22 protein-coding genes are annotated in these 26,999 nt (G+C 58.3%); 21 read left to right on the top strand and 1 reads right to left on the bottom strand.

The window, feature by feature from the left end; all coding sequences use genetic code 11:
- Nucleotides 1–383 precede the first annotated feature (383 nt).
- Nucleotides 384–1,043, top strand: coding sequence for a DUF2959 domain-containing protein (locus tag AC13DJ_RS01680; protein ID WP_474539775.1), 660 nt, complete (start codon nucleotides 384–386; stop codon nucleotides 1,041–1,043).
- A 137-nt stretch (nucleotides 1,044–1,180) separates the two neighbouring features.
- A complete protein-coding gene (locus AC13DJ_RS01675) occupies nucleotides 1,181–3,373 on the top strand; it encodes a TonB-dependent receptor domain-containing protein (protein WP_474539776.1) in 2,193 nt (730 codons plus the stop codon).
- Nucleotides 3,374–3,517: 144 nt separating this feature from the next.
- Here the strand turns inward: AC13DJ_RS01675 and AC13DJ_RS01670 are convergent, their stop codons facing one another.
- Nucleotides 3,518–5,338 carry an acyl-CoA dehydrogenase C-terminal domain-containing protein gene (locus tag AC13DJ_RS01670; RefSeq protein WP_482932937.1) on the bottom strand — a complete coding sequence of 607 codons (1,821 nt, stop codon included), beginning with the start codon at nucleotides 5,336–5,338 and terminating at the stop codon, nucleotides 3,518–3,520.
- A 231-nt stretch (nucleotides 5,339–5,569) separates the two neighbouring features.
- On the opposite strand from AC13DJ_RS01670, the gene AC13DJ_RS01665 reads away from it, so the two are divergent.
- From AC13DJ_RS01665 to glmS, 19 genes are all read left to right on the top strand, one after another.
- Nucleotides 5,570–5,926 carry a DUF3833 family protein gene (locus AC13DJ_RS01665; RefSeq protein ID WP_482932936.1) on the top strand — a complete coding sequence of 119 codons (357 nt, stop codon included), beginning with the start codon at nucleotides 5,570–5,572 and terminating at the stop codon, nucleotides 5,924–5,926.
- Between the two features lie 30 nt (nucleotides 5,927–5,956).
- Entirely contained in the window at nucleotides 5,957–7,051 is a 1,095-nt protein-coding gene (locus AC13DJ_RS01660) for an efflux RND transporter periplasmic adaptor subunit (RefSeq protein WP_474539778.1), read from the top strand.
- Nucleotides 7,052–7,054: 3 nt separating this feature from the next.
- Nucleotides 7,055–10,201, top strand: a complete 3,147-nt coding sequence (locus AC13DJ_RS01655; protein WP_482932935.1) for an efflux RND transporter permease subunit — start codon at nucleotides 7,055–7,057, stop codon at nucleotides 10,199–10,201.
- A complete protein-coding gene (locus AC13DJ_RS01650) occupies nucleotides 10,201–11,496 on the top strand; it encodes an MFS transporter (protein ID WP_482932934.1) in 1,296 nt (431 codons plus the stop codon). Before AC13DJ_RS01655 ends, AC13DJ_RS01650 begins: the two co-directional genes overlap by 1 nt.
- A 336-nt stretch (nucleotides 11,497–11,832) precedes the next feature.
- Entirely contained in the window at nucleotides 11,833–13,719 is a 1,887-nt protein-coding gene (gene mnmG / locus AC13DJ_RS01645; protein ID WP_482932933.1) for a tRNA uridine-5-carboxymethylaminomethyl(34) synthesis enzyme MnmG, read from the top strand.
- 1 nt (nucleotide 13,720) lies between these two features.
- Complete coding sequence (gene rsmG, locus AC13DJ_RS01640; protein ID WP_482932932.1) at nucleotides 13,721–14,368, top strand: 16S rRNA (guanine(527)-N(7))-methyltransferase RsmG; 648 nt, start codon at nucleotides 13,721–13,723, stop codon at nucleotides 14,366–14,368.
- 23 nt (nucleotides 14,369–14,391) lie between these two features.
- Nucleotides 14,392–15,186 (top strand): ParA family protein, encoded by a 795-nt coding sequence (locus AC13DJ_RS01635; RefSeq protein ID WP_232901991.1) that lies wholly within the window; start codon nucleotides 14,392–14,394, stop codon nucleotides 15,184–15,186.
- A 60-nt stretch (nucleotides 15,187–15,246) separates the two neighbouring features.
- The gene (locus AC13DJ_RS01630) at nucleotides 15,247–16,122 is read left to right on the top strand and encodes a ParB/RepB/Spo0J family partition protein (protein ID WP_058342467.1); all 876 of its coding nucleotides are present in this window, start codon (nucleotides 15,247–15,249) and stop codon (nucleotides 16,120–16,122) included.
- 228 nt (nucleotides 16,123–16,350) lie between these two features.
- Nucleotides 16,351–16,731, top strand: a complete 381-nt coding sequence (locus AC13DJ_RS01625) for an ATP synthase subunit I (protein ID WP_232901992.1) — start codon at nucleotides 16,351–16,353, stop codon at nucleotides 16,729–16,731.
- Nucleotides 16,732–16,746: 15 nt separating this feature from the next.
- Nucleotides 16,747–17,604, top strand: a complete 858-nt coding sequence (gene atpB, locus AC13DJ_RS01620) for a F0F1 ATP synthase subunit A (RefSeq protein ID WP_482932931.1) — start codon at nucleotides 16,747–16,749, stop codon at nucleotides 17,602–17,604.
- Between the two features lie 53 nt (nucleotides 17,605–17,657).
- Complete coding sequence (gene atpE / locus AC13DJ_RS01615) at nucleotides 17,658–17,885, top strand: F0F1 ATP synthase subunit C (RefSeq protein WP_014423137.1); 228 nt, start codon at nucleotides 17,658–17,660, stop codon at nucleotides 17,883–17,885.
- 87 nt (nucleotides 17,886–17,972) lie between these two features.
- Nucleotides 17,973–18,443 carry a F0F1 ATP synthase subunit B gene (locus AC13DJ_RS01610; RefSeq protein WP_058342163.1) on the top strand — a complete coding sequence of 157 codons (471 nt, stop codon included), beginning with the start codon at nucleotides 17,973–17,975 and terminating at the stop codon, nucleotides 18,441–18,443.
- 12 nt (nucleotides 18,444–18,455) lie between these two features.
- Nucleotides 18,456–18,992 carry a F0F1 ATP synthase subunit delta gene (locus AC13DJ_RS01605; RefSeq protein ID WP_058342162.1) on the top strand — a complete coding sequence of 179 codons (537 nt, stop codon included), beginning with the start codon at nucleotides 18,456–18,458 and terminating at the stop codon, nucleotides 18,990–18,992.
- Between the two features lie 28 nt (nucleotides 18,993–19,020).
- Entirely contained in the window at nucleotides 19,021–20,565 is a 1,545-nt protein-coding gene (atpA, locus tag AC13DJ_RS01600) for a F0F1 ATP synthase subunit alpha (protein WP_058342161.1), read from the top strand.
- Between the two features lie 70 nt (nucleotides 20,566–20,635).
- Entirely contained in the window at nucleotides 20,636–21,496 is an 861-nt protein-coding gene (gene atpG, locus AC13DJ_RS01595) for a F0F1 ATP synthase subunit gamma (protein WP_058342160.1), read from the top strand.
- A 54-nt stretch (nucleotides 21,497–21,550) separates the two neighbouring features.
- The gene (gene atpD / locus AC13DJ_RS01590; protein WP_058342159.1) at nucleotides 21,551–22,945 is read left to right on the top strand and encodes a F0F1 ATP synthase subunit beta; all 1,395 of its coding nucleotides are present in this window, start codon (nucleotides 21,551–21,553) and stop codon (nucleotides 22,943–22,945) included.
- Nucleotides 22,946–22,983: 38 nt separating this feature from the next.
- Nucleotides 22,984–23,406 carry a F0F1 ATP synthase subunit epsilon gene (locus AC13DJ_RS01585; protein ID WP_058342158.1) on the top strand — a complete coding sequence of 141 codons (423 nt, stop codon included), beginning with the start codon at nucleotides 22,984–22,986 and terminating at the stop codon, nucleotides 23,404–23,406.
- Nucleotides 23,407–23,555: 149 nt separating this feature from the next.
- Entirely contained in the window at nucleotides 23,556–24,920 is a 1,365-nt protein-coding gene (gene glmU / locus AC13DJ_RS01580) for a bifunctional UDP-N-acetylglucosamine diphosphorylase/glucosamine-1-phosphate N-acetyltransferase GlmU (protein WP_476131975.1), read from the top strand.
- A gap of 29 nt (nucleotides 24,921–24,949) precedes the next feature.
- Nucleotides 24,950–26,782 carry a glutamine--fructose-6-phosphate transaminase (isomerizing) gene (gene glmS / locus AC13DJ_RS01575; protein WP_482932930.1) on the top strand — a complete coding sequence of 611 codons (1,833 nt, stop codon included), beginning with the start codon at nucleotides 24,950–24,952 and terminating at the stop codon, nucleotides 26,780–26,782.
- The last annotated feature ends 217 nt before the right edge of the window (nucleotides 26,783–26,999 follow it).

Below are 26,999 nucleotides of genomic sequence, written 5' to 3'. Positions count from 1 at the left end.
CCTCAGCGCTGGTCTGGCAATACCCGGAACTGGGAGGTCACCGGTCCGGTGTCGCTCAACCCCGGAAATCTACAGGAAGTTGAGCTCAATAAATTAGCTGCTTAGGTGCAGCTATTTGGACAACTGGGTTGAAAATCGCCGATACCATTCAATTAAGAGTGGATATTGACAGATGCAGAATAATCGAACAGGAGATACTTTATGTTCCCAGTTTCCCACTTTTCCCAGGTCCTTAATGGGGAATCAGCATTCGGATCTACAGAAACTTGCAAATATTTAGACTTTTTTCGCAAATTTCAGCACTCCGAGAGTGCTCCGAAAAACTTACAAGGTACTGTTTTTAAAAGAAAACAAATATTCTGCATCGGAAAATAGGAACAACCATGAAAAACAACTCCCGGAACACCATTGGCATATTCACTCTGTTCGCGGCGCTGGTGCTGACCGGCTGCAGCACCGTGTACTACAACACCATGGAAAAGCTCGGGTTTGAGAAGCGCGATATCCTGGTCGACCGGGTCGAGAACGCACGGGATGCCCAGACAGATGCCCAGGAAACCTTCCGCTCGTCACTGGAACGGTTCCAGAGTGTGGTGGCCATTCCCGATACCGAACTGAAGGCCAAGTACGAAGAAATCCGCGATGCCTATCAAGACAGCGAAGATGCTGCCGAGAAAGTCCGGGACCGGATCGACAGCGTCGAGGATGTGGCGGGTGCCCTGTTTGCGGAGTGGGAAGACGAGCTGGACCTGTACGAAAGCGCATCCCTGCGCCGCAGCAGCGAGCAGCAACTTCAGGAAACCCGCAATCAGTACGGGCAGCTGATTAACCGGATGCACCAGGCGGAAGCACGCATGGAACCGGTGCTTCAGGCGTTTGAAGACCAGGTGTTGTACCTCAAGCACAACCTGAATGCCCAGGCCATCGGTGCGCTGGAAACGGAGCTGGGTAAAATCCGCAGCGATGTCGACAGCCTGATCCGCAACATGGAAGCCTCTATCGCCGAATCCGAAGCCTTTATCCGCCGCTTTCGGGATCAATAACCCCGGCGAAAAAGTGGCAATGGCGTAACTGTTCCAGTTTTTGGCACACATTGTTCCAGTTAACTTGCTGTAATTCTCAATTGATAACAAATATCATTCGCTCCTGAAATTCATTACTTAATTTTTGGGAGCGACACATGGTGTTCAGGTCTTCATTGCTGGCGACCTCGGTTGCGGTAATCTCTGCCGGTTATTCACTGCAGGCCACTGCGCAGCCGGTGCAAATGGACGAGCTGGTGGTCTCCGCCGCCGGTTTTGAGCAGAAGGTTACCGATGCACCGGCGAGCATCAGTGTGATCAATCAGCAAAGCCTGCAGCAGAGTCAGTTTTCCAACCTGGGGGAAGCGCTCGAAACGGTAGAGGGTGTGGACGTCCGCCAGAGCACCGGCAAAACCGGCGGCCTGAACGTCAGCATTCGGGGCCTGCCCAGTGAATACACCCTGATCCTTATTGATGGCCGTCGCCAGAACCCACCGGGCGACGTTACCCCGAACGGATTCGGCGACACCTCCACCAGTTTCATTCCACCCCTTTCCGCCATTGAGCGTATCGAAGTCATTCGTGGCCCCATGTCTACTCTCTATGGTTCCGATGCCATCGGCGGTGTGGTCAACATCATCACCAAGAAAGTCTCGGATGAGTGGACAGGCTCGGTCACCCTGGAGCATACCTTCCAGGAAAACCGGGACTATGGTGATACCGGCAAGACCAGTTTCTACACCAGCGGTCCGTTGATCGAGAATGTATTGGGGCTGGCCGTGCGAGGCAGCGTGCTCGACCGGGAAGCGGCCGACCTGGACTTTGAAGACGGTAGCGAGGCACCCAAGCGCGGTGTTGCACCGGTGGATGGCCGCAATCATACCCTGGGTGCCCGCCTGACCCTGGTGCCGGCCGCCGGCCACGAGTTCTATCTGGATGCGGAGCAGGGCCGTCAGGTTTACAACAACGAGTCCTGTCAGCTTGGTACGCTGGATGGCCGGGACCGCAGTTGTGGAGACGACCCTGGCGTGGCGAATGGCTATTCCGATGAACTGCGTTTCAACCGGGACCAGGTGGCGTTGGGTCACTCAAGCCAGCTTGGCTTTGGCACCTGGAGCAATGACCTGACCTACAATGTAACCGAAACTGAAGGCCGGACCCTGCCGGGGACTATCGGTGCTGCTTACGACGCCCCCTACCAGAACCTGGTGGGTGGTGCCGAGCGGGAACTGGAATCCAAAGACACCGTCTTTGATACCAAGCTGGTCGCTCCGCTAACCGATAACCATATCGCCACCTTCGGGGCTCAGTACCGGGACACCGAACTGACCGACGGCATTGCCGACACGACCTTTGAGCAGAATTCCTGGGCGGTTTTTGCCGAAGACGAGTGGTATCTGAGAGACGACCTGGCGCTGACGCTGGGCGGTCGCTATGAAGACCACGATGCCTTCTCCGGCCACTTTACGCCACGAGCCTACCTGGTGTGGAACAGCACACCGTCCTGGACCTTCAAGGGCGGGGTCAGTCAGGGGTATCGTACGCCGGACATCAACGATCTCCACGATGGCATCAACGGTGTCACAGGACAGGGTGAAGATATCACCATCGGTACTCCGGACCTGGAGCCGGAGAAGAGCACTAACTACGAAGCCGGCGCCTACTTTGACAACCTTGACGGCTTCGAGGCCAATGCCACCGTGTTCTTCACACGCTTTGAAGACAAGATTGATGATGGCTCAGAGGTGACCATCAGCGGTGATCCCCGGATTCCCGATGGCACCTACGATCAGCTGGATAACATCGGCAAGGCGGAAACCCGGGGTATCGAGCTGGCCTCCAGCTGGCAGTTTGCCCCGGACTGGAGCCTGCGCGGCAACTACACGTATACCGATTCTGAGCAGAAAAGCGGTGACAACAAGGGTGAAAAGCTGACCAACACACCCGAACATGTGCTGCACGCCCGGCTTAACTGGCAGGCAACAGCCAAACTGGGGCTGTGGGTGTCTGGCGAATACCGGGGCGAGCGCACCCGCTACCTGAAAACCCGGGAGAACCTGAGCGTGGAAGAGCAGGCCATAGACCAACAGGTCGGAGAGCTGAGCGATTACGCGCTGTTCCATCTGGGTGGCTCTTACCAGGCCAGCGACAAGGTTCGACTGACGGCGACCATCTACAACCTGTTTGACAAGGACTTCCTCGAGGGCAGCAATTACAGCTATATCAACGCGGACGGTGACCAGGTAACCGACTGGGCATCCGATTACATCTACGTGTTCCGAGGCATGGCCAGCGGGGGTACGGTGGAAGAGGGCCGCCGCCTGTGGCTGTCTGCCACGGTGGATTTCTGAGTTATCCACAGCTTCTGTTAATAAAATCCGACAACGTAAAAAGGGAAGCCAGGTGCTTCCCCTTTTTTGTGGAACCGGGATTTCAAGGCCCCGGGTCCGGAAGAAAAAAGTCCCGGGAAAACCCGGGACCGGAAGTTACCGGCGTTACCCGGTAAAGGCCATGTTCTCGGCTTCAATCTGCATCAGGCTGCGGGTCGGGCTGAGCATGCTGGTGGCATGGGTCTGGGCCCGGGGCAGCAAGCGCTCGTAGTAGAACTCGGCGGTGTTGAGCTTGGTCTGGTAGAAGGATTCAGACTCTTCACCGCCATTATCCAGTTTATCCACAGCCACGGCGGACTGACGCAGCCACATGTAGGCCATGCTCACGTAGCCGCTGTACATCAGGAAGTCGTAGGCTGCGGCGCTGACCACATCCCGGTCTTTTCGGGCCGCCAGCATCACCCGTACCGTCAGCACATTCCACTGGGCGGTGAGTTTCAGCAGCTCCACCGCCATCGGGCGCAGGCGCTTGTCGGTCAGGTGCTTGCGGGCAAAGTTGGCCACCTTGAAGGTGAACTCGCGCACCGCGCCGCCCTGGGTCATCAGCAACACCTTACGGCCCAGCAGGTCCAGGGCCTGGATACCGGTGGTGCCTTCGTACAGGGTGGCAATGCGGGTATCGCGGGCGATCTGTTCCATGCCATGTTCGCGGATGTAACCGTGGCCGCCAAACACCTGCATCCCCAGGTTGGCGGCTTCACAACCCAGTTCGGTCAGGAAGCCTTTCAGGATGGGGGTCAGGAAGCCCAGTTTGTCGTCGTACTTCTCGGCTTTTTCAGTATCACCTGCGGTATGGGCTTCCACCATGTGGTCGGCTACCCGGGCCGCGTAATAGAGCATGGCCCGGCCACCTTCGGCGATGGCTTTCTGGGTCAGCAGCATGCGCCGAACATCGGCGTGGTGAATCAGGCTGTCCGCCACCTGGTCCGGCTCTTTCTTGCCGGACAGCGCCCGCATGGAGCGGCGTTCCTTCGCATAGTCCAGCGCCCACTGGTAAGACAGCTCGGCCGGCCCCACACCCTGAATGGCGGTACCAATCCGGGCGGTGTTCATAAAGGTGAACATGCACTCCAGGCCCTGGTTTTCCGGGCCGATCAGGTAACCGGTGGCGTCGTCAAAGTTCATTACGCAAGTAGCGGACGCCTTGATACCCATTTTCTTTTCCAGGCTGCCGCAGCTTACGCCGTTGCGCTCGCCGACACCGCCATCGGCGGCCGGCATGAACTTCGGTACAATGAACAGGCTGATGCCCTTGGTGCCTTTCGGGGCATCCGGCAGGCGGGCCAGGACAATGTGCACAATGTTCTCGGTCAGGTCATGCTCGCCGGAGGAGATAAAGATCTTGGTGCCGGTGAGTTTGTAGCTGCCATCGGCCTGGGGTTCAGCCCTGGTTTTCACCTGGCCCAGGTCGGTACCGCACTGGGGTTCGGTCAGGCACATGGTGCCACCCCAGCGGCCTTCGGTGAGGGGCACCAGGTAGGTTTGTTTCTGGTCGTCCGTACCGTGCAGGAAGATGGTGTTCATGGCACCCAGCGACAACCCCGGGTACATGGAGAACGACCAGTTGGCCGTGCCCATCATTTCCTGCTTGAACAGGCCCATGGAAGCCGGCAGGCCCTGGCCGCCAAACTCTTCGGGGGCAGATAAGCCTTGCCAGCCACCCATCACATACTGCTGGTAGGCTTCTTTGTAGCCCTTGGGGGTGATTACTTCGCCATTTTCCAGCTTGCAGCATTCTTCGTCGCCGCTCTGGTACAGGGGGCTCAGCACTTCTTCACAGAAGCGGCCACACTCGGTAAGGATTGCATCTACAATGTCCGGAGTGGCGTTTTCGCCGGAGGCCAGGCCCTGGTAATGGGTCGGGTAGTCGAATACATCATTCAGCAGGAATTTCATGTCCCGCAGGGGCGCTTTATACACAGGCATAGCCGGTCCTCGTTTAATCTCAGTCCGATTCGTGCGGGCCCGCAAGCCCGGATGAGTGCAGTTTTACGGCATTCCGGTGGGGCTGCCATTGACGGAAAGCGCCTGAATGGCTGTCAAAATGGACAATTGGCTGAAATGACGCAGTGGCGATTTTCTGATCGGAAACGGTAAACCGGCCGTAGATCTCCGCACTGTCAGGCTGTTCTGGCGTTAACCCGGAGTGTAAAAGTCATGCAAAATTCCCGGATGCGACCCAAGGCCAGTGGTCTGGGGCCGTTGAGTCTTATATTGTTGATGTCTCTGGTGCTGGCAGGCTGTGCCGCGCCCGCACTGGATGATTACCAGAGCACCGGGCCAGACCTGGTGCCAAGTCAGTTCTTTACCGGCGAACTTTCTGCCCGGGGTGTGGTCAAGGACTTCTCCGGCGAGGTTATCCGCACCTTCGATGCGGATATCGTGGCCAGCTGGGACGACAACGGGGTGGGCACCCTGATCAACCAGACCACCATGAGCAAGTGGGGTGTGGACGTCGGGGAAGTGGTACTGGTGATCCAGAAAAAAGGCGCGGGGTCAGCCCCGCAATCCTGATAACAGAATACGGACAGGTAACAGATACCCATGTGGAAGCAATGGCTGGTGGCGCTTGTGTTGGTCGGAGTTGTGGTGGCAGGTGCCGGCGTGTATCTGAGCCTGGAAGACCCGGCTGATGCGGAAGCCGAAGACGAACCCACGGCATCCACGGTAAATATCTCGGCACCGGAAATGCGCAGGGTGCGGGATGAGGTATCGGCCGTTGCCAACCTGAATGCCATGGATGCGGTGGCCCTGACCACCGAAGTCAGCGGCCGGGTAGTGGAGCTCAACCTGCAAACCGGGCGCAAGGTGCAGCAAGGCGATGTACTGGTGCGGCTGGATGATCGCCAGGCGACTGCCGACCTGGCCGTAATTGAAGCCCAGCTGGCAGACGCCCGCCGGCAATATGACCGGGCCCGCAGCCTGCGGGCCAACAACAGCGTATCCCAGTCCCAGGTGGATGAGCTGAGAACTGCGGTGGATGTTGCCATTGCCCAGCGCGAAGCAGCCCGGGTCCGGCTTCAGAACCACCGGGTTGAAGCGCCGTTCTCCGGTGTGGTCGGGCTGTCGGACATCAGTGTGGGCGCCTACCTGCAAGCCGGCACTGTGATCACCACCCTGGATTCCACGGATCAGCTGGAACTGAACTTTGCAGTGCCCGAGCGGTTCGTCGGCCAGGTTCAGCTGGGCCAGCCGGTGCGGGCCACCTCTCCGGCATTCCCCGATGAAATCTTTGAAGGCGAGCTGGTGGAGCTGGCTACCCGCATCAGCGAGCTGAGCCGCACCCTGGCGGTGCGGGCCCTGATTGATAACCCCGATGGCCGCTTGCGACCGGGCCAGTTTATGTCCGCCTCTTTGACCCTGCAGGAACGGGAAGGCCTGGTGGTACCGGAGCAGGCGGTGATGCTGCGGGGCGACCAGAAATACGTATTTGTGGCTGAAGATGGCCAGGCCCGCCGGGTTTCGGTAAAAACCGGCAGCCGCCTGCCCGGATGGGTGGAAGTCACCGATGGCCTGACCATGGAAGATGCGGTGATTATTACCGGCCAGGACCGGCTGAGTTCCGGCAACCGGGTTCGGGTGATCGAGTCAGGCCTTGCCATTCCGGAGAACCGGTTCGACTCTGTGCAGGGGTCCTGAGCCATGGTGCTGTCAGACGTCTCCATCAAGCGCCCGGTCTTCGCCACGGTTCTGAGCCTGCTGATTGTTGTGTTCGGGTTGGCCGCCCTGATGGGCCTGCCGGTTCGGGAGTATCCGGATATCGACCCGCCAGTGGTCTCGGTGTCCACCGATTACACCGGTGCCGCCGCCGAAGTGGTGGATACCCAGATTACCCAGGTGATCGAAGGTGCCATCAGTGGCATTGAAGGCATTCGTTCTATTGAGTCCTCCACCGAGCAGGGTGAATCCCGCACCACCATCGAGTTCAACACGTCCCGTGATATCGATATCGCCGCCAACGATGTGCGTGATGCCGTCTCCCGGGTGTTGAACCAGATGCCGGACGAAGCCGATCCGCCGGTGGTTCGCAAGGCCGATTCCGATGCCCGGCCGATGATGTGGATAACTCTGACCAGCGACGTCTGGGATGCCGCCGAACTGAGTGATTTTGCCGACCGGGTGCTGAGCGACCGGTTGTCGGTGCTGGACGGCGTGGCCGATGTGCGTATCGGTGGCGAACGCCGCTATGCCATCCGGGTCTGGCTTGACCGGGAACGGCTGGCGGCCCGCAACATCACGGTGGCGGAAGTCGAACAGGCCCTGCGGGCCAACAACGTGGAATTACCGGCCGGTTCGGTGGATTCCTCCACCCGCAACTTTACCGTGCGGGCCGAGGGCCGGTTATCCACAGTGGAAGAATTCCGCAACCTGGTCGTACGCCGGGATGGCAACGACCTGCTGCGACTGGGTGAAGTAGCCAACGTGCAGATGGGTGTGGAATCGGATATCGGCCGCCTGCGGGCTGCCGGCCGCACGGCCATTGGCATGGGGGTTATCCGCCAGTCCAAGGCCAATACCGTTGCGGTGTCTGACGGCGTGCGGGCCGAGCTGGACAAGATCCGTGAAACCCTGCCACCGGAAGTGTCGATTAGCGAAAGCTACGACGAGTCTATCTTTATCCGTGCTTCCATCAAGGAAGTGCTGGTGACCCTGGCGATCTCGGTATCGCTGGTCATCCTGGTGATTTTCCTGTTCCTGCGGTCCTGGCGCGCCACGTTGATTCCGGCGGTCACCATTCCGGTGGCGGTGATCGGTGCCTTTATCGGCCTGGGCTTTCTGGGATTTTCCATCAACGTGCTGACCCTGCTGGCGGTAATCCTGGCCATCGGCCTGGTGGTGGATGACGCCATCGTGATGCTGGAGAACATCCAGCGCCGGATTGATGAAGGCGAGCCACCGTTGCTGGCAGCCTATCGTGGTGCCAAGCAGGTTGCTTTTGCGGTCATTGCCACCACCCTGACGCTGGTGGCGGTGTTTGTGCCCATCTCGTTTATGGGCGGTAACGTGGGCCGGTTGTTTGCCGAGTTCGGGTTTACCCTGGCGGCGGCGGTGATCTTCTCCAGCCTGGTGGCGCTCACCCTGGCCCCGATGCTGTGTTCCAAGTGGCTGCGCCACAGTCCGGAATCGGCGGAAGGCCACCGGCTCTGGGCCTTCAGCGAGAAGGTGCTCAATGGCCTGACTAACGCCTACAAGCGCCTGCTGGAGTTTTCCCTGAACCAGCCTGGCCTGTTGCTGGGCCTGGGGATTGCCGGGCTGATCGTCGCCGCGGTGATTTATCCCCGCTTGCCGCAGGAACTGGCGCCCATTGAAGACCGTGGCGTAATCATCATGCCCACCAGTGCGCCCCGGGGCGCCACCGTCGAATATACCGACCACTTCGTGCAGCAGGCCGAGCAGCGGTTGCTGACCTACCTGGAGGAGGGCACCGCCGAGCGGTTACTTTCCATTGTCGGTTTCCGGGATGAAGAAGATAGCGCCTTCATGATTATGGGGCTGGTGCCCTGGGAGCAGCGGAACATCAAGCAACAGCAGGTGACTACAGATATCCGTGACAAGCTGTCGGATATATCCGGTGCCCGCATCAACGTAATCAACCCGCCAGGCCTTGGCCAGCGGGGCTTCAGCCAGCCGGTGGAATTTGTGATTGCCGGCCCGGACTACGAATCGGTCCAGGCCTGGAGTGAAGAGATCATGGAGCGGGCCAGGGAAAACCCGAACCTGCTGAATGTGGATACCGATTTCGAGCTTACCCGCCCGGAACTCCGGGTGAACATCGACCGCGACAGGGCGGCCGACCTGGATATCACCGTGCAGGATGTCGGGCTCACCCTGCAGACCATGCTGGCGTCCCGACAGGTGACCACCTACCTGGACCGGGGCCAGGAGTACGATGTGATTATCCAGGCCGAGGATGCCAACCGCGCCACCCCGGATGACCTGGAGCAGATTTTCCTGCGGCCGAGGGCAGGGGGGGAGCTGATCCCGCTGAAAGCCCTGGTGTCGGTGGAGGAAATCGGCGCTAACCCGGATCTGCGCCGGATCGACCGCCTGCCGGCGGTGGTGATCAGCGCTTCCCTGGCCGATGGCTACGATCTGGGTACGGCCCTGAATTACCTAAATAACCTGGCTGTGGATAACTTGCCGCCGGAAGCCCGGCTGAGTTACAAAGGCTTGTCCCGGGAATTCGAGGATTCCTCGGCGGCCATCTTTATCACCTTTGCCCTGGCCTTTGTGATTGTGTTCCTGGTGCTGGCGGCCCAGTTTGAAAGCTGGATTCACCCGATGATCATCATGTTGTCGGTGCCCCTGGCGGTTACCGGTGCGCTGATTGCCCTGGCCTGGTCCGGCATCAGCCTGAACATCTACAGCCAGATCGGGATCATCATGTTGCTGGGGTTGATGGCCAAGAACGGTATCCTGATCGTGGAATTCGCCAACCAGCTGCGGGACAAAGGTTACAGTGTGCGGGATGCCATTCTGGAAGGCGCGACGCTGCGCTTCCGCCCGGTACTGATGACCACCATCTCCACCGTGTTCGGTGCGGTACCCCTGGTGATTGCCACCGGGGCCGGTGCGGAAAGCCGGGCGGCGATCGGTATGGTGATTCTGGGCGGGCTGATCTTCGCCACCACCCTGACCCTGTTTATTATCCCGGTGCTGTATAACCTGCTGGCCCGGTTCGCCAAGTCTGCCAACGCGGTGGAAAAAGAGCTCGACCGGCTGGCGGCCGGCCCGTCCGGGGGCTCCGGCCTGGCAAGCAGCCCGGCAAAGAAGGCCGATGAGTTCTGATGCCTGTGCACAGCCAGTTCCGGTTGCTGGGCCAGCGGCGGTTTCTGCCGTTCTACCTGACCCAGTTTTCCGGCGCCTTTAACGACAACCTGTACAAGAATGCCCTGCTGTTGCTGATCACCTACCAGGCCGGTGGCCTGATTGGCTTGTCGGTCAATGTGGTGGTCAATATTGCCGCCTTCCTGTTTATCCTGCCGTTTTTCCTGTTCTCCGGCATTGCCGGCCAGATGGCCGACCGCTATGAAAAGGCCTGGATTATCCGCCGGGTCAAGGCGGCGGAAATCGGCATCATGTCCCTGGCGGCGCTGGCTTTGTGGTTTGGCTGGTACGAGTTGCTGCTGGTGTTGCTGTTCCTGATGGGCGCGCAGTCCACGTTCTTCGGGCCGGTGAAATACTCCATCCTGCCCCGGGTGTTGGCAAACGACGAACTGGTGGGTGGCAACGGGCTGGTCAGCATGGGAACCTTCGTGGCCATTCTTCTGGGCACCATTGCCGCCGGTGTTATCGCCGGTGCGGAGCAGGCGGCACGTATTACTGCTGTGGCCGTGCTGGTGATGGCGGTGCTGGGCTACCTGGCGGCGCGCAAGGTACCGGATACCCGGGATGAAGCACCGGAAGTGATGGTGCGTTTCCGGCCCTTGCTGGAAACCTGGCGGCTGATGGCCGTGGCCCGGGAACGCCCCAAAGTGTTGGGGGCGATCCTGGCCATTTCCTGGTTCTGGTTCCTGGGCGCGGCGTACCTTACCCAGTTTCCCAACTTTGCCAAAACCTGGCTGGCGGGTGATGAAACCGTGGTCACCTTGCTGCTGGCCATGTTCATTGTGGGTATCTCCGCAGGCTCTATGCTGTGCGAACGGCTGACCAGGCATCGAATAACCCTGGCGCCGGTACCCTGGGGCGCCCTGGGCCTGACCTTGTTGGGCATTGACCTGTTCTTTGCGGTACCGGCCAACCCGGAGCCGTCCACCTGGCTCAGCCTGATGACGGAACCTGTGTATATCCGGGTGTTGCTTGACCTGGTGGGAATCGGTATCTGCGGTGGCCTGTTCATTGTGCCGCTGTATGCGTTTATCCAGTATGAAACCCCGGATCACAAGCGGGCCCGCATTATTGCTGCCCTGAATGTGATCAATTCCCTGTTCATGGTGGCCAGTGCCATTGCCGGTATCCTGGTGCTCGGGGTCTTTGACCTGGGAATCCCGACCTTTTTCCTGATCTTATCCCTGGTGAATGCGCTGGTGTGGGTAAGTGTGCTGGGGCTCCGGCGCCGTGTCGCCCAATCTGTGGATAATTAATGGGAAAAGCTACGGATAACCGTTGGATCGTTTTTTGTAAATGCAATAATAACAGTAAGTTATATTTGTAAAACCGGGTTTGAAAAGCCTTTTTAAATGTGGATAACTTTCTTGAAAACTTTTCTGAACTGCCGGTTACAAGCTTCTGAAAACCCGATAGTTTCGGTTTTCATCTAGATTAAAACCGGTCGCCGAACCCGGGTTGCACCCGGTTCCCCCACCTGGCGCCTTTCGGATACCCGAAGTTCTGGTTAAAATTTGCACATTCTGACTGTAATTTCCCGGTCGAGGCGTTATACTCGCCGCCCTGTTTTTTCCCGATTTCCGAGGTGTAGTGTGGAGTTTCCGACCCGTTTCGATGTCATTGTCATTGGTGGTGGCCATGCCGGCACTGAAGCTGCCCTGGCGGCTGCGCGCATGGGTTCGCAAACCCTGCTGCTGACCCACAACATTGAGACCCTGGGGCAGATGTCCTGCAACCCGGCCATCGGTGGCATTGGCAAGAGCCACCTGGTGAAGGAAATCGACGCCCTGGGCGGCGCCATGGCCCGGGCCACCGACCAGGCCGGTATCCAGTTCCGGGTACTCAACAGCCGCAAGGGCCCGGCGGTACGCGCCACCCGCGCCCAGGCTGACCGGATTCTGTACAAGGCAGCTATCCGCCATATGCTGGAAAACCAGCCCAACCTGACCCTGTTCCAGCAGGCGGCCGATGACCTGGTTGTGGAAAACGACCAGGTTGTGGGCGTGGTCACCCAGACCGGCATCCGTTTCAACGCCAAGACCGTGGTGCTGACCACCGGCACCTTCCTTGGCGGCGTTATCCACATCGGCATGCAGAACCATGCCGGTGGCCGTGCCGGTGATGCGCCGGCCAATGCCCTGGCCAGGCGCCTGCGGGAACTGCCGTTCAACGTCGGCCGCCTGAAAACCGGTACACCGCCGCGTATCGACGCCCGCACCGTGGATTTCTCCGCGATGCAGCAGCAGTGGGGCGACGACCCGACCCCGGTGATGTCGTTTATCGGCAGCCGTGACGAGCACCCGGAGCAGATCTGCTGCTACGTGACCCGCACCACCGAAGAAACCCACGACATCATCCGCAGTGGTTTTGACCGCTCGCCCATGTTCGCTGGTAACATCGAAGGCGTGGGCCCGCGCTATTGCCCGTCCATCGAGGACAAGGTCAACCGCTTTGCCGATAAAGACTCGCACCAGATTTTTGTGGAGCCGGAAGGCCTGACCACCAACGAGCTGTACCCGAACGGCATTTCCACCAGCCTGCCGTTTGATATCCAGCTCAAGGCCGTGCGTTCCATTCCCGGTTTCGAGAATGCCCACATCCTGCGCCCCGGCTACGCCATCGAGTATGACTACCTGAACCCGCAGGACCTGCGCCACACCCTGGAAACCAAGTTCATCCAGGGCCTGTACTTTGCCGGCCAGATCAACGGCACCACCGGTTATGAAGAAGCCGGCGCCCAGGGCTTGCTGGCGGGTATCAACGCCTCGCTGCGGGCCCAGGACAAAGACGAGTGGTACCCGCGTCGGGACGTAGCCTATCTGGGCGTATTGGTGGACGACCTGATCACCATGGGCACCCAGGAGCCGTACCGCATGTTCACCAGCCGCGCCGAATACCGGCTGATCCTGCGGGAAGACAACGCCGACCTGCGCCTGACTGAAACCGGCCGCAAGCTGGGCCTGGTGGATGACGAGCGCTGGCAGAAATTCAGTGACAAGTGCGAAGGCATTACCAAAGAGCGTAGCCGCCTGGAGAGCACCCGCATCCACCCGAACACCGAGGCGGGCGAGCGTGCCAACGGCTACCTGAAGCAGCCGATGACCCGGGACCAGTCCCTGGCCGAGCTGCTGCGTCGCCCGGAAATTGTCTACGACCACATCGCCGACATCAGCGCCGAGCGGGCTGAAGACCCGAACGTGGCCGACCAGGTGGAAATCGAGATCAAGTACGAAGGCTACATCTCCCGCCAGGCGGACGAGATCGAGCGCCTGCGCAAGAACGAGAACACCGCGTTGCCGCTGGACCTGGACTACGACGTGATCGGTGGCCTGTCCAACGAGATCAAACAGAAGCTCAAGGACGTGCGCCCGGAAACCGTGGCCCAGGCTTCCCGCATCCAGGGTGTGACCCCGGCGGCGGTCAGCCAGATTCTGGTGCACCTGAAAAAGCGTGACCTGCTGAAAAAGCAGAGCGCCTGAGATGAGTTATCCACAGCTATGGCAAGGCCAACTGCAGGACGGCCTGGCGCAAATGGGTGTTGCCCTCAGTGACAGCCAGCAGGCTCAGTTGCTGGCGTTCCTGGCCCTGCTGAACAAATGGAACAAGGCCTACAACCTGACCGCGGTCCGGGATGAACAGGTCATGGTGTCGCGCCAGTTGCTCGACAGCCTCAGCATCATGCCCTGGGTAACCACCGAACACCTGCTGGATGTAGGCGCCGGCGGAGGCCTGCCCGGGATTCCCCTGGCCATCGTATTCCCGGACAAGCGCTTTACCCTACTCGACAGCAACGGCAAGAAAACCCGTTTCCTCAACCAGTGTGTGCTGGAACTGGGCCTGGCCAACGTTGACGTCATCCACGGCCGGGCCGAAGATTGCCAGCCGGAAAAACCTTTCAGCCAGATCAGCAGCCGCGCCTTTACCGCGCTGGAAAACCTGGTTAGCTGGTGTGGCAGCTTGCTGGCGAATGACGGCCAGTTCCTTGCCATGAAAGGCCTGTATCCGGATGATGAAGTGGCTGCCCTTCCGGAAGGCTGGCAGGTAGAATCCAGCCATTCCCTGAAGGTACCCGGAGCAGACGGCGAACGGCATTTGCTGATCGTCACCCGGGCCGACCAATCCCGGTAACCCGAAACAGCAGGAGGCAAGGCATGGCGCGCGTGATTGCAGTGACCAATCAGAAAGGCGGTGTGGGCAAAACCACCACCTGCGTGAACCTTGCTGCCTCACTGGCCGCCACCAGGCGCCGGGTGCTTTTGGTAGATATGGACCCCCAGGGCAACGCCACCATGGGCAGCGGTGTGGATAAAAACGCCCTGGAACTGTCGGGTTACGATGTGCTGACCAAGCGTGCCAGCCCGGTAGAAGTCATCGTCAAAACCGACGCCTCGGGCTTTGACCTGCTGCCGGCCAATGGCGACCTGACGGCCGCCGAAGTGGAACTGATGAACGAAATCGGCCGGGAGCACCGGCTGCGGCTGGCGCTGAACAGCGTCCGGGAAAATTACGACTACATCCTGATCGACTGCCCGCCGTCGCTGAACCTGCTGACCGTAAACTCCCTTTCGGCCGCGGATTCCGTACTGATTCCGATGCAGTGTGAATACTACGCCCTGGAAGGCCTGGCGGCACTCATGAACACCGTCGAGCAGATCAAGGAAACGGTCAATCCGAACCTGGAGATCGAAGGCATCCTGCGTACCATGTACGACCCCCGCAACAGCCTGACCCTGGATGTTTCCGGCCAGCTCAGTGAATACTTTGGCGAGAAAGTGTACCGGGCGGTGATTCCCCGCAACGTGCGCCTGGCCGAAGCCCCCAGCTACGGTATGCCGGCACTGGCCTACGACAAAACCTCGAAGGGTGCCGTGGCCTACCTGGCCCTGGCGGGCGAGATGGTGCGCCGGCACGGTTCAAAAAAGACATCCGCCGCCGTTGCGGTGTAACATAGTTTGCCGTCGGGCAACCATGCACCAACTTTTTCAACAGGAAGAATGACAAACACCATGGCGGCGAAAAAACGAGGCTTGGGCGAACGGGGTTTGGGAGCGCTGTTACAGGGCTCGAAGGTTAACCTGAACCAGCAAGTGGCCGAACACGATGGCGAACTGCGGGAGATCCCCGTAGACCTCATCCAGCGTGGCCGTTACCAGCCGCGCCGGGATATGGACCCCGCCGCCCTGCAGGAACTGGCAGATTCCATTCGCCAGCAGGGTGTGATGCAACCGGTGGTGGTGCGCCCGGTTTCCGAAGGCCGCTATGAACTGATTGCCGGTGAACGCCGCTGGCGCGCTACCCAGATGGCCGAGCTCGACAGCATTCCCGCCATCATCCGCGATGTGCCGGATGAAGCCGCCATCGCCATGGCGCTGATCGAGAACATCCAGCGCGAAAACCTGAACCCGATCGAAGAAGCCTTTGCCCTCCAGCGCCTGCAGGAAGAGTTCGGCCTGACCCAGGCCCAGGTGGCAGAGGCTGTGGGTAAATCCCGCACCACCATTACCAACCTGTTGCGGCTGATCGGCCTGACCGAAGACGTGCGCACCATGCTCGAGCATGGTGACCTGGAAATGGGCCATGGCCGCGCCATGCTGACCTTACCCCCGGAACAGCAGATGCAGGTGGCCCGCCAGGTGGTGGCCAAGTCGCTTTCCGTGCGCCAGACCGAAGCCCTGGTGCGCCGCATCCAGCAGGAAAAGCCTGCAACGGAAGATTCCGGCAGCAAGGCGCTGGACCCGAACATCCGTGCCCTGCAGGACGACCTTTCCGACCGGCTCGGTGCCCGGGTGTCCATTGCCCATGGCAAGCGGGGCAAGGGTAAAGTGGTGATCGAATACAGTTCGCTGGATGAGCTGGACGGTATTCTGGGCCATATCCGCTGAGCACCCGGAAATTCCTGAAAATCATCCTAAAGTACCCATTCAGGCCAGAAACACCACATCTGGGTGCAGCCGAAGCCGGATAACACAACCTGTGTAAAAACAGGCCTTTTCATCTTGAAATATGGTTAAATTTTAGCCATTTTTTCCGTCGGGTTATGTTGAACCGCTACCGGTTAACACATATAATTCCGCGCGCTTGGAATGACAGCTGGTGATATGAGCCGTTCAATGAAAGCCATCACGTACGTGCCGCTGAAACAGTGGCTGACCATAGAGATGGCCGCTCTCACCGTTCTGAGCCTTTTGTGGTTGCTGGAAAGTCGTTTGGCCGGTTATTCCGCGTTTATCGGCGGTCTTATTTTTGTCATACCAAACGCTTACTTTGCTCACCGGACGTACCGGTACCAGGGCGCAAGGCAAATGCACCTGGCAGTCAGCAACATTTTCAGGGCAGAGAGCATCAAACTCGCCCTTACCGCAGTGTTTTTTGCGGCCGTTTTCACTTTAATGGAGCCAGTACACGTACCGGCTCTGTTATTCACTTTTGCTGTGATGGTTGTGTTGGGTACGGCATTGCGCTGGCTCATCCGGCCGCGACCACAGCGATGACTGGACGAGAGCAGTATGGCAGCTGATACCCCAGTAGAGTATATAATAAAACACCACCTCACCAACCTTACCTATGGCAAGCTCCCGGAAGGCTATGAGCGCGCAGACGGCAGTGTTGTGCAGGAGGCCACCTGGACCTTCGCACGCACCGGCCAGGAAGCCGCAGACATGGGCTTCATGGCGCTCCACGTCGATACCCTCGGCTGGTCTATCGCTATGGGTATCCTGTTCCTGGGTCTGTTCCGCTTTGTGGCCAACCGGGTCACCGACGGCGCGCCGAGCGGACTGCAGAACCTGGTCGAAATGACCTTTGAATTCGTTCAGGGCATCGTGCGCGATGTTTTCCACGGCAAGAACCCGTTGATTGCCCCGCTGGCACTGACGATTTTTGTCTGGATCCTGCTGATGAACATCCTGAAGCTGATCCCGATCGACTATATTCCGTCTATCGCCCATGCGATGGGTCTTGAGTACTTCAAGATTGTTCCGACCACCGATCCCAATGGTACTTTCGGTATCTCTATCGGTGTGTTCCTGCTGATCCTGTTCTACAGTTTCAAGGTGAAAGGCGTAGGTGGCTTTACCAAAGAGCTGGCCTTTAACCCGTTCAATCACTGGATCATGGTTCCGTTCAACCTGTTGCTGGAAATCCTGGCGCTGATCATCAAGCCCATCAGCCTGGCACTGCGTCTGTTCGGTAACATGTACGCTGGTGAAGTTGTCTTTATCCTGATTGCGCTGTTGCCGCTGTGGGTCCAGTGGACGCTGAACGTTCCCTGGGCGATCTTCCACATCCTGGTGATCCCGCTTCAGGCCTTTATTTTTACTGTGCTTACTGTGGTTTACCTCAGCGCAGCACACGAAGATCACTGATAAACCCTTAAATACACAAACCCTTAACTATCTGAAAAACTGAGGAGTCTTCAATGGAAATGGTATTTATCGCAGCTGCGTTGATCATCGGTCTGGGTGCCCTGGGCGCTGGTATCGGTTTCGGTCTGCTGGGCGGCAAACTGCTCGAGTCCACTGCGCGTCAGCCGGAAATGGCTAACCAGCTGCAAACCAAGGCATTCATCATGGCTGGTCTGCTTGACGCGGTTCCCATGATCGGTGTTGGTATCGCGATGTACCTGATCTTCGTTGTTGCTGGTTAATCAGCCGAGAATTGAGGGTGGCAGTGCCCGGCACTGCCACCGCATTCCGGACACCAGGACGCAACGAATAGCAAGAGGTATATTGCCGTGAATATAAACCTTACGTTGATAGGGCAATCGATTGCCTTCGCTATTTTCGTCTGGTTCTGCGTCAAGTATGTATGGCCGCCGATTACGGCTGCCATGGAAGCGCGCCAGAAGAAAATTGCAGACGGCCTCTCTGCCGCAGATCGGGCTTCCCTCGATCTGGAACTTGCGCAGGAAAAAGCCGCTAAAGAACTGCAGAAGGCGAAAGAAGAAGCTGCAGCCCTTATTGACCAGGCCAACAAGCGTGCCGCCCAGATCGTCGAAGCCTCCAAGGACGACGCTCGCAAAGAAGGCGACAAGCTTATTGAGCAGGCAAGGGCGGAAATTCAACAGGAGCGTGTTCAGGCTCGCGACGCACTGCGTGCAGAAGTGGCCACTCTGGCCATTGCCGGTGCCGAGAAGATTCTGGAAACCTCTGTAGACGCCAAAGCTCACAGCGAGATGCTGGACAAGCTGGCCGCAGAACTCTAAAAGAGGGTCATCATGGCAGAACTTACAACGTTAGCCCGACCCTACGCGAAAGCCGTTTTTAAAGCCGCGCAGGACCAGAATGCCGTTGATCAATGGGATCAGGCTCTGGCTTTCGCAGCTATGGTTGCGGCTGACCAAGAGGTAAAGAACATCCTGGCCAACCCCGGCCTGTCTGAGCAACGCAAGGCGGAACTCTTCGCTGACTGTTTTGAAGAGCCGCTGCCTGAAGCACTCAGAAACTTCCTGTTGATTCTTGCTGAAAACAAGCGTCTGGCCCTGTTGCCGGAGATTTCTGCTTTGTTCCGTTTGTACCGTGCAGACCTCGAGAAGTCTGTGCACCTGACAATCGATACCGCATTCGAATTGTCTGCAGACGAACAGCAGAAACTGATCGACGCATTGTCCAAAAAGCTGGAGCGCAAGGTTGAGCTTGAAACCGCAGTTGATCAGAATCTGATCGGCGGCGTGGTAGTACGTACAGGCGACCTGGTTATCGACGCTTCAGTTCGTGGCAAGCTGGCCAGAATGGCCAAGGCTCTGGGCTCCTGATTTCAGCACAAGGTTTGAGGACAAAGGCATGCAGCAACTGAATCCATCCGAGATCAGTGACATCATCAAGAAGAGAATCGAGAACCTCGATATCTCTTCCGAAGCTAAGAACGAAGGTACGATCCTGTCTGTTTCTGACGGTATCGTACTGATCCACGGTCTGGCCGACGTTATGTACGGCGAGATGATTGAATTTGCCAACGGCACATACGGCATGGCGCTGAACCTGGAGCGTGATTCTGTTGGTGCGGTTGTTCTGGGTGACTACGAAGGTCTGGCTGAAGGCCAGAAGGTACGTTGTACCGGTCGTATCCTGGAAGTACCGGTTGGTAACGAACTGCTGGGCCGTGTTGTAGACGGTCTGGGTAACCCGATCGACGGCAAGGGCGAGCTGGGCAACAGCCTGACTTCCCCGGTCGAGAAGGTTGCACCGGGCGTTATCGCTCGTCAGTCCGTTGATGAGCCGGTTCAGACTGGTCTGAAAGCCATCGACACCATGGTTCCCATCGGTCGTGGCCAGCGTGAGCTGATCATCGGTGACCGCCAGATCGGTAAGACTGCGGTTGCGATCGACGCGATCATCAACCAGAAGCACACCGGCATCAAGTGTATCTACGTTGCCGTTGGCCAGAAGCAGTCTTCCATTGCCGCCGTAGTGCGCAAGCTGGAAGAGCACGGCGCCATGGACCACACCATCGTGGTTGCTGCCGGTGCCGCGGATCCTGCTGCCATGCAGTTCCTGGCTCCGTACTCCGGTACCTCCATGGGTGAGTTCTTCCGCGACCGCGGTGAAGACGCACTGATCGTATACGATGACCTGTCCAAGCAGGCCGTTGCCTACCGTCAGATCTCCCTGCTGCTGCGTCGTCCGCCAGGACGTGAAGCATACCCGGGTGACGTTTTCTATCTGCACTCCCGTCTGCTGGAGCGCGCTTCCCGCGTAAACGCTGACTACGTTGAGCAGTTCACCAACGGTGAAGTGAAAGGCAAGACCGGTTCCCTGACCGCACTGCCGATCATCGAAACCCAGGCTGGTGACGTTTCTGCATTCGTACCGACCAACGTAATCTCCATTACCGATGGTCAGATCTTCCTGGAAACCAACCTGTTCAACTCCGGTATCCGTCCGGCCATGAACGCCGGTATCTCCGTATCCCGGGTAGGTGGTGCAGCCCAGACCAAGATCATGAAGAAGCTCGGCGGTAACATCCGTCTGGCCCTGGCCCAGTACCGGGAACTGGCGGCATTCGCCCAGTTCGCTTCCGACCTTGACGAAGCAACCCGTAAGCAGCTGGAGCATGGTCAGCGCGTAACCGAGCTGATGAAGCAGAACCAGTACAGCCCGATGACCGTTGCGGAAATGGGCACTTCACTGTTCGCAGCCAACGAAGGCTTCCTGGACGATGTTGAAGTAAACAAGGTTGTGAAGTTCGAAGCACAGCTGCTGGACTGGATGCGTTCCGAGCAGAAAGAGCTTCTGGACAAGATCGGCCCTGAAGGTAACTTCAATGACGACATCGCTGCCGGCCTGAAAGCTGCTCTGGAGAAATTCAAGACCACTCAGAGCTGGTAAATCCACCGGGCCCGCCATTGTGCGGGCTTGCTGGTCCCTTTGAGTGTCTAACTTGAAAAGGCAGTGACTTATGGCCGTCGGAAAAGAAATACGTAACCAGATCGGAAGCATCAAGAGCACGCAGAAGATCACTTCCGCCATGGAAATGGTGGCGGCGAGTAAGATGCGCAAGGCTCAGGATCGGATGCAGGCAACTCGCCCGTATGCCGAAAAGATGCGTCAGGTAATCGGACACATTGCTAAGTCCAACAAGGATTACCGTCATCCGTTCATGCAGGAGCGTGAGGTCAAGCGGGTAGGCTACATTGTAGTTTCCTCTGACCGCGGCCTGTGTGGTGGCCTGAACACCAATGCGTTCAAGCTGCTCGTGCGCGAAATGCGTGAATGGAAAGAGAAAGGTATTGAGACTGATATCTGTGCCATTGGCCAGAAAGGCGCATCCTTTTTCCGCAGCTATGGCGGAAACGTGGTTGCAGCCCTGACCCACATGGGCGACAGCCCGAGTGCGGAAAAGCTGATTGGCAGTGTCAAGGTGATGCTGGATTCGTTCGAGGCAGGCAAGATCGACCGTCTGTTCCTGATCAGTAACGAGTTCGTCAACACCATGACCCAGAGCCCGAAGTCAGAGCAGTTGTTGCCTCTGCCGGAAGGTTCCGATGAAGACATCGGTCGCCAGTGGGATTATATCTACGAGCCGGACTCACGTCCGATTCTTGACGGGTTGATGCCACGTTATATCGAATCCCAGGTGTATCAGGGTGTGGTAGAGAATCTGGCCTGTGAACAGGCCGCCCGGATGATCGCTATGAAGAGCGCCACCGACAACGCTGGCAGCATCATTGACGAGCTTCAGCTGGCCTATAACAAGGCCCGTCAGGCAGCGATCACACAAGAGATTTCGGAGATTGTGAGCGGCGCCGCATCTGTTTGATAGCGCTCACAAACCTACTGGTTTTATTGACTACTAGATAACGAGGAACCGAGCATGAGTAGCGGACACATCGTTCAGATCATTGGCGCGGTTATCGACGTGGAATTTCCACGTGACTCCGTGCCAAGCGTTTACGACGCACTGCTGCTTGAAGGTGGCGAAACAACTCTGGAAGTCCAGCAGCAGCTGGGTGACGGCATTGTTCGTACCATCGCCATGGGCAGCACCGAGGGCCTGAAGCGTGGCCTGAAAGCAGAAAACACCGGCAAGCCGATCTCTGTACCGGTTGGTACCAAGACTCTGGGCCGGATTATGGACGTTCTGGGTCGTCCCATCGACGAGCAGGGCGAAATCGGTGAAGAAGAGCGTTGGGGTATTCACCGCAAAGCTCCGGGCTACGCCGACCAGTCAGCGTCTGCCGACCTGCTGGAAACCGGTATCAAGGTTATCGACCTGATCTGCCCGTTCGCCAAGGGTGGTAAGGTTGGCCTGTTCGGTGGTGCCGGTGTAGGCAAAACCGTAAACATGATGGAACTGATCAACAACATCGCGAAAGAGCACTCCGGTCTCTCCGTATTCGCCGGTGTTGGTGAGCGTACCCGTGAGGGTAACGACTTCTACTACGAAATGAAGGAGTCTAACGTTCTCGATAAGGTTGCCATGGTTTACGGCCAGATGAACGAGCCCCCTGGAAACCGTCTGCGTGTGGCCCTGACTGGTCTCACCATGGCCGAGAAGTTCCGGGACGAAGGCCGTGACGTACTGTTGTTCGTTGACAACATCTACCGTTACACCCTGGCCGGTACCGAAGTATCCGCACTGCTGGGCCGTATGCCTTCAGCGGTAGGTTACCAGCCGACCCTGGCCCAGGAAATGGGTGAGCTGCAGGAGCGTATTACCTCCACCAAGACTGGCTCTATCACCTCTATCCAGGCGGTATACGTACCGGCGGATGACTTGACTGACCCGTCTCCGGCCACCACCTTCTCGCACCTTGACGCGACCGTGGTACTGAGCCGTGACATCGCTTCCAAGGGTATTTACCCGGCGATCGATCCGCTCGACTCCACCTCCCGTCAGCTGGATCCGCTGGTGATTGGTGAGCAGCACTACAACGTTGCCCGTGGCGTTCAGAACGTTCTGCAGCGTTACAAGGAGCTGAAAGACATCATCGCGATCCTGGGTATGGACGAGCTGTCAGAAGACGACAAGCTGATCGTTTCCCGTGCGCGTAAGATCGAACGCTTCCTGTCTCAGCCGTTCCACGTAGCAGAAGTATTTACCGGTTCCCCTGGTAAGTACGTGTCTCTGAAGGAAACCATCGCCAGCTTCGAAGGTATCCTGAACGGTGACTACGACGACATGCCGGAGCAGGCCTTCTACATGTGCGGTGGTATCGAAGAGGCAATCGAGAAGGCTAAGGCAATGAAAGAGAAAGAAGGCAAGTAAACCTCCTTCTTCCCTTTCTGACCCAAGAGGCGTAAGAAATGGCTATGACCGTACATTGTGACGTCGTAAGTGCCGAGGAAAAAATTTACTCCGGTCTGGTGGAGATGCTGATCGCCACCGGTACCGAGGGTGAGCTTGGTATCCAGTTTGGCCATGCTCCGCTGCTGTCTGCGCTCAAGCCGGGTGCAGTGCGGATCATCAAGCAGGGTGGCACCGAGGAGATTCTGTACGTTTCAGGTGGCTACCTGGAAGTGCAGCCTAACCTGGTTACCCTGATGGCTGATTCTGCGGTTCGTGCAAAAGATGTAGACGAAGCCGCAGCACTGGAAGCCCAGAAGGAAGCCGAGAAGGCACTGGCGAATAAGACAGGCGAGTTTGAGTACTCCCGGGCCGCCGCCGAGCTGGCAGAAGCCGCCGCTCAGCTGCGTACCATCCAGAAACTGCGCAAGAACCTGCGTTAAGCAGGGTTGCGTCAGTGCCCGGACTGGCCTGACAGTGAACCGCATCCTCAGGTGGAGGGCTCTGTGTTTCCTACCGGAAACAGAGGGGTTTCCGCCAGGACGCGGTTTTTTATTTTCTACCGGATAAAGAGTTTGGAGCTGTACGCCCCATGAACCCGCTACACGTTGTGATCCTGGCCGCCGGTCAGGGTTCAAGGATGAAATCCGCCCTGCCGAAGGTCTTGCACCCGGTAGCCGGCAAGCCCATGTTGCACCATGTGGTCGACACCGCAAAGCAACTGGGCGCGGAGAAAATTCACACAGTGATCGGCCATGGCGCGGACCAGGTACGGGCGTCGCTGCATGACGACTCGGTGAACTGGGTGCTCCAGACCGAACAACTGGGTACCGGCCATGCCGTGGCCCAGGCCCTGCCGGACCTGCCGGATAACGCCCGGGTACTGATACTCTATGGCGATGTTCCGCTGACCCGAAAAGATACCCTGGAATCCATGGTCAGTGACCTGGACGACCGCAACCTGGCCCTGCTGACCGTGGATATGGACAACCCCCACGGCTATGGCCGGATTGTCCGTAACGACCAGGGGCAGGTTCAGGCGATTGTAGAGCAGAAAGATGCCACCGCCGAGCAGCAGGATATCAACGAAGTAAACACCGGCATCCTGGCGGTATCGGCCAGCCACCTGAAAAGCTGGTTGCCGACGTTATCCAACAGTAATGCCCAGGGTGAATACTACCTGACCGACATCATTGCCATGGCTGTGGATAACGGCCTGTCGGTGACGGTTTCGCAGCCCCTGAACCCGTTTGAAGTGCAGGGTGTGAATAACCGCCTTCAGTTGGCCGAGCTGGAACGCTGGTACCAGCGCCAGCAGGCCGAGCGCCTGATGACCGAAGGTGCCACCCTGGCCGACCCGGCCCGCATTGATGTTCGCGGCGAGCTGACCATTGGTAACGACCTGTGGATTGACGTCAACGCCGTGTTCGAAGGCAAGGTAAGCCTCGGCAGCAACGTGGTGATCGGGCCTAACTGCGTGATCAAGGACGCGACCATTGCCGACGGTGCCGAGATCAAGGCCAACAGCGTCATCGAAGGTGCCGTGGTGGGTGCCAACGCCCAGATTGGCCCGTTTGCCCGCCTGCGCCCGGGCACCGAACTGGCTGCCAACACCAAGGTTGGCAACTTTGTGGAAACCAAGAAAGCCGTGGTGGGTGAGGGCAGCAAAATCAACCACCTGAGCTATGTGGGCGATGCCTCACTGGGCCGTAATGTGAATGTGGGTGCAGGCACCATCACCTGTAACTATGATGGCGTGAACAAGCACAAGACGGTGTTGGGCGATGGCGTGTTTGTGGGTTCCAACACCTCGCTGGTGGCCCCGGTGTCTGTTGCGGACCAGGCGACCATCGGTGCCGGTTCCACCATCACCCGGGACATCAGTGAAGGCGAGCTGGCCGTGGCCCGCGGCAAGCAGCGAAACATCTCCGGCTGGGAACGGCCGAAAAAAGCGTAAAGACCGATTAACGAACAGGTGACAACAGCATGTGTGGGATTGTAGGAGCGGTATCTGAACGGGACGTCCAGGGTATTTTGCTGGAGGGCCTGCGCCGCCTTGAATACCGGGGTTACGACTCCGCCGGTATGGCCGTAATCAGCAGCGCCGACCAGTTACAGCGGGCCCGGGAAGTGGGCAAGGTAGCTGCCCTGGCAGACGCTATCGCCGCGAACCCGGTTGCCGGCCACGTGGGCATTGCCCACACCCGCTGGGCGACCCATGGCGAGCCGTCCAAGCTCAACGCCCATCCCCACATGTCTGGTGACCGCCTGGCCATCGTTCATAACGGCATCATCGAAAACTACCAGGAACTGCGGGACGAACTGAAAGCCGAGGGCTTCGAGTTCACGTCCCAGACCGACACCGAGGTAGTGGCGCACCTGATCGCTAAAAACTACCGGGCCGGTGGCGGCCTTTACCAGGCTGTTAAAACCGCTCTGGATCGCCTGCGCGGTGCCTATGCCCTGGCTGTTGTCCACGCTGATGAGCCGGATCACATGGTAGTCTGCCGTCAGGGCAGCCCGCTGGTAATTGGTGTGGGAATCGGTGAAAACTTCATCGCTTCCGATCAGCTGGCCCTGCTGCCGGTGACCGACCGTTTCATGTTCCTGGAAGAAGGCGATATTGCCGACATCCGCAAAGGCAGCATCGAGATCCATGATCGCGAAGGCATGGCCGTAGAGCGCGCCATTACCCGTTTCGAGCACGGTGCCGATTCCGCCGACAAGGGCGAATACCGCCACTACATGCTCAAGGAAATCTACGAGCAGCCGAAAGTGATCAAGGCCACTATGGAAGGCCGGATTACCGACACCCGGGTACTGGAGCAGGCTCTGGGTACCGACGCTGCCAACCTGCTGGAAAACGTGCGCCATGTGCAGATCATCGCCTGTGGTACTTCCTACCACGCCGGCATGGTGGCCCGTTACTGGATTGAAGACCTGGCCGGCATCCCTTGCTCCGTGGAAGTCGCGTCCGAGTTCCGCTACCGCAAGCACGTGATCCAGCCGGATACCCTGTTCCTGTGCATCTCCCAGTCCGGCGAAACCGCGGATACCCTGGCCGCACTTCGCCAGGCCAAGAAAGCCGGTTTCCGGGCGGCCCTGGCCATCTGCAACGTACCGGGCAGCTCCCTGGTGCGGGAATCCGACCTGGTGATCATGACCCAGGCCGGCCCCGAGATTGGCGTAGCCTCTACCAAGGCGTTCACCACCCAGCTTACCGCACTGCTGATCTTCACCCTGGCCCTGGCCCGTCACAACGGCCTGAGCGAAGAGAAGGAAGCGGAGATCGTGGGAGCTATCCACCAGCTGCCGAAGCAGGTCAGCGATGTGCTGGCACTGGATGCAGACATCGAAGAAATGTCCAAGGCCTTTATGGACAAGCACCACAGCCTGTTCCTGGGCCGTGGCTCCCAGTTCCCGGTGGCCATGGAAGGGGCGCTCAAGCTTAAAGAGATCTCCTACATCCATGCCGAAGCCTATCCGGCCGGTGAGCTCAAACATGGTCCGCTGGCGCTGGTCGACAGCGAGATGCCGGTGGTCACCGTGGCGCCGAACAACGACTTGCTTGAGAAACTGAAATCGAACCTCGAAGAAGTCCGGGCCCGTGGCGGAGAGCTGTTTGTATTTGCCGACAGGGATGCCGATGTGAAGCCTGAAGAGGGGCTGCATGTGATGCAGATTCCGTCTGTGCACGAGATCACGGCGCCCATTGTCTACACCGTGCCTTTGCAGCTGCTGTCGTACCACGTTGCAGTACTTAAGGGCACTGATGTGGACCAGCCCCGAAACCTGGCCAAGAGTGTGACGGTGGAATAAACGGCGAGATTCAGGCTGGCCGCCTGTGGTGTGATAATAGAGTTGGTAACTATGGTAATAAAGTTGGTAACTTCCGCCTTCGTCGTAAATCCGAAATCATTAAGTCACGAGGTTTATCCATAACTTAACCGATTACCGCTATACCTTGATTCATTCGGTGAGCGTAATTTTCCGCCTGAAAGTTACCAACTTTATTTTCTATTCCGGTTTTCTCAGT

It is taken from the genome of Marinobacter sp. L-46 (assembly GCF_056859535.1).
Note: the sequence above shows the minus strand (reverse complement) of the source record. Positions and strands in the feature narration are given on the sequence as shown.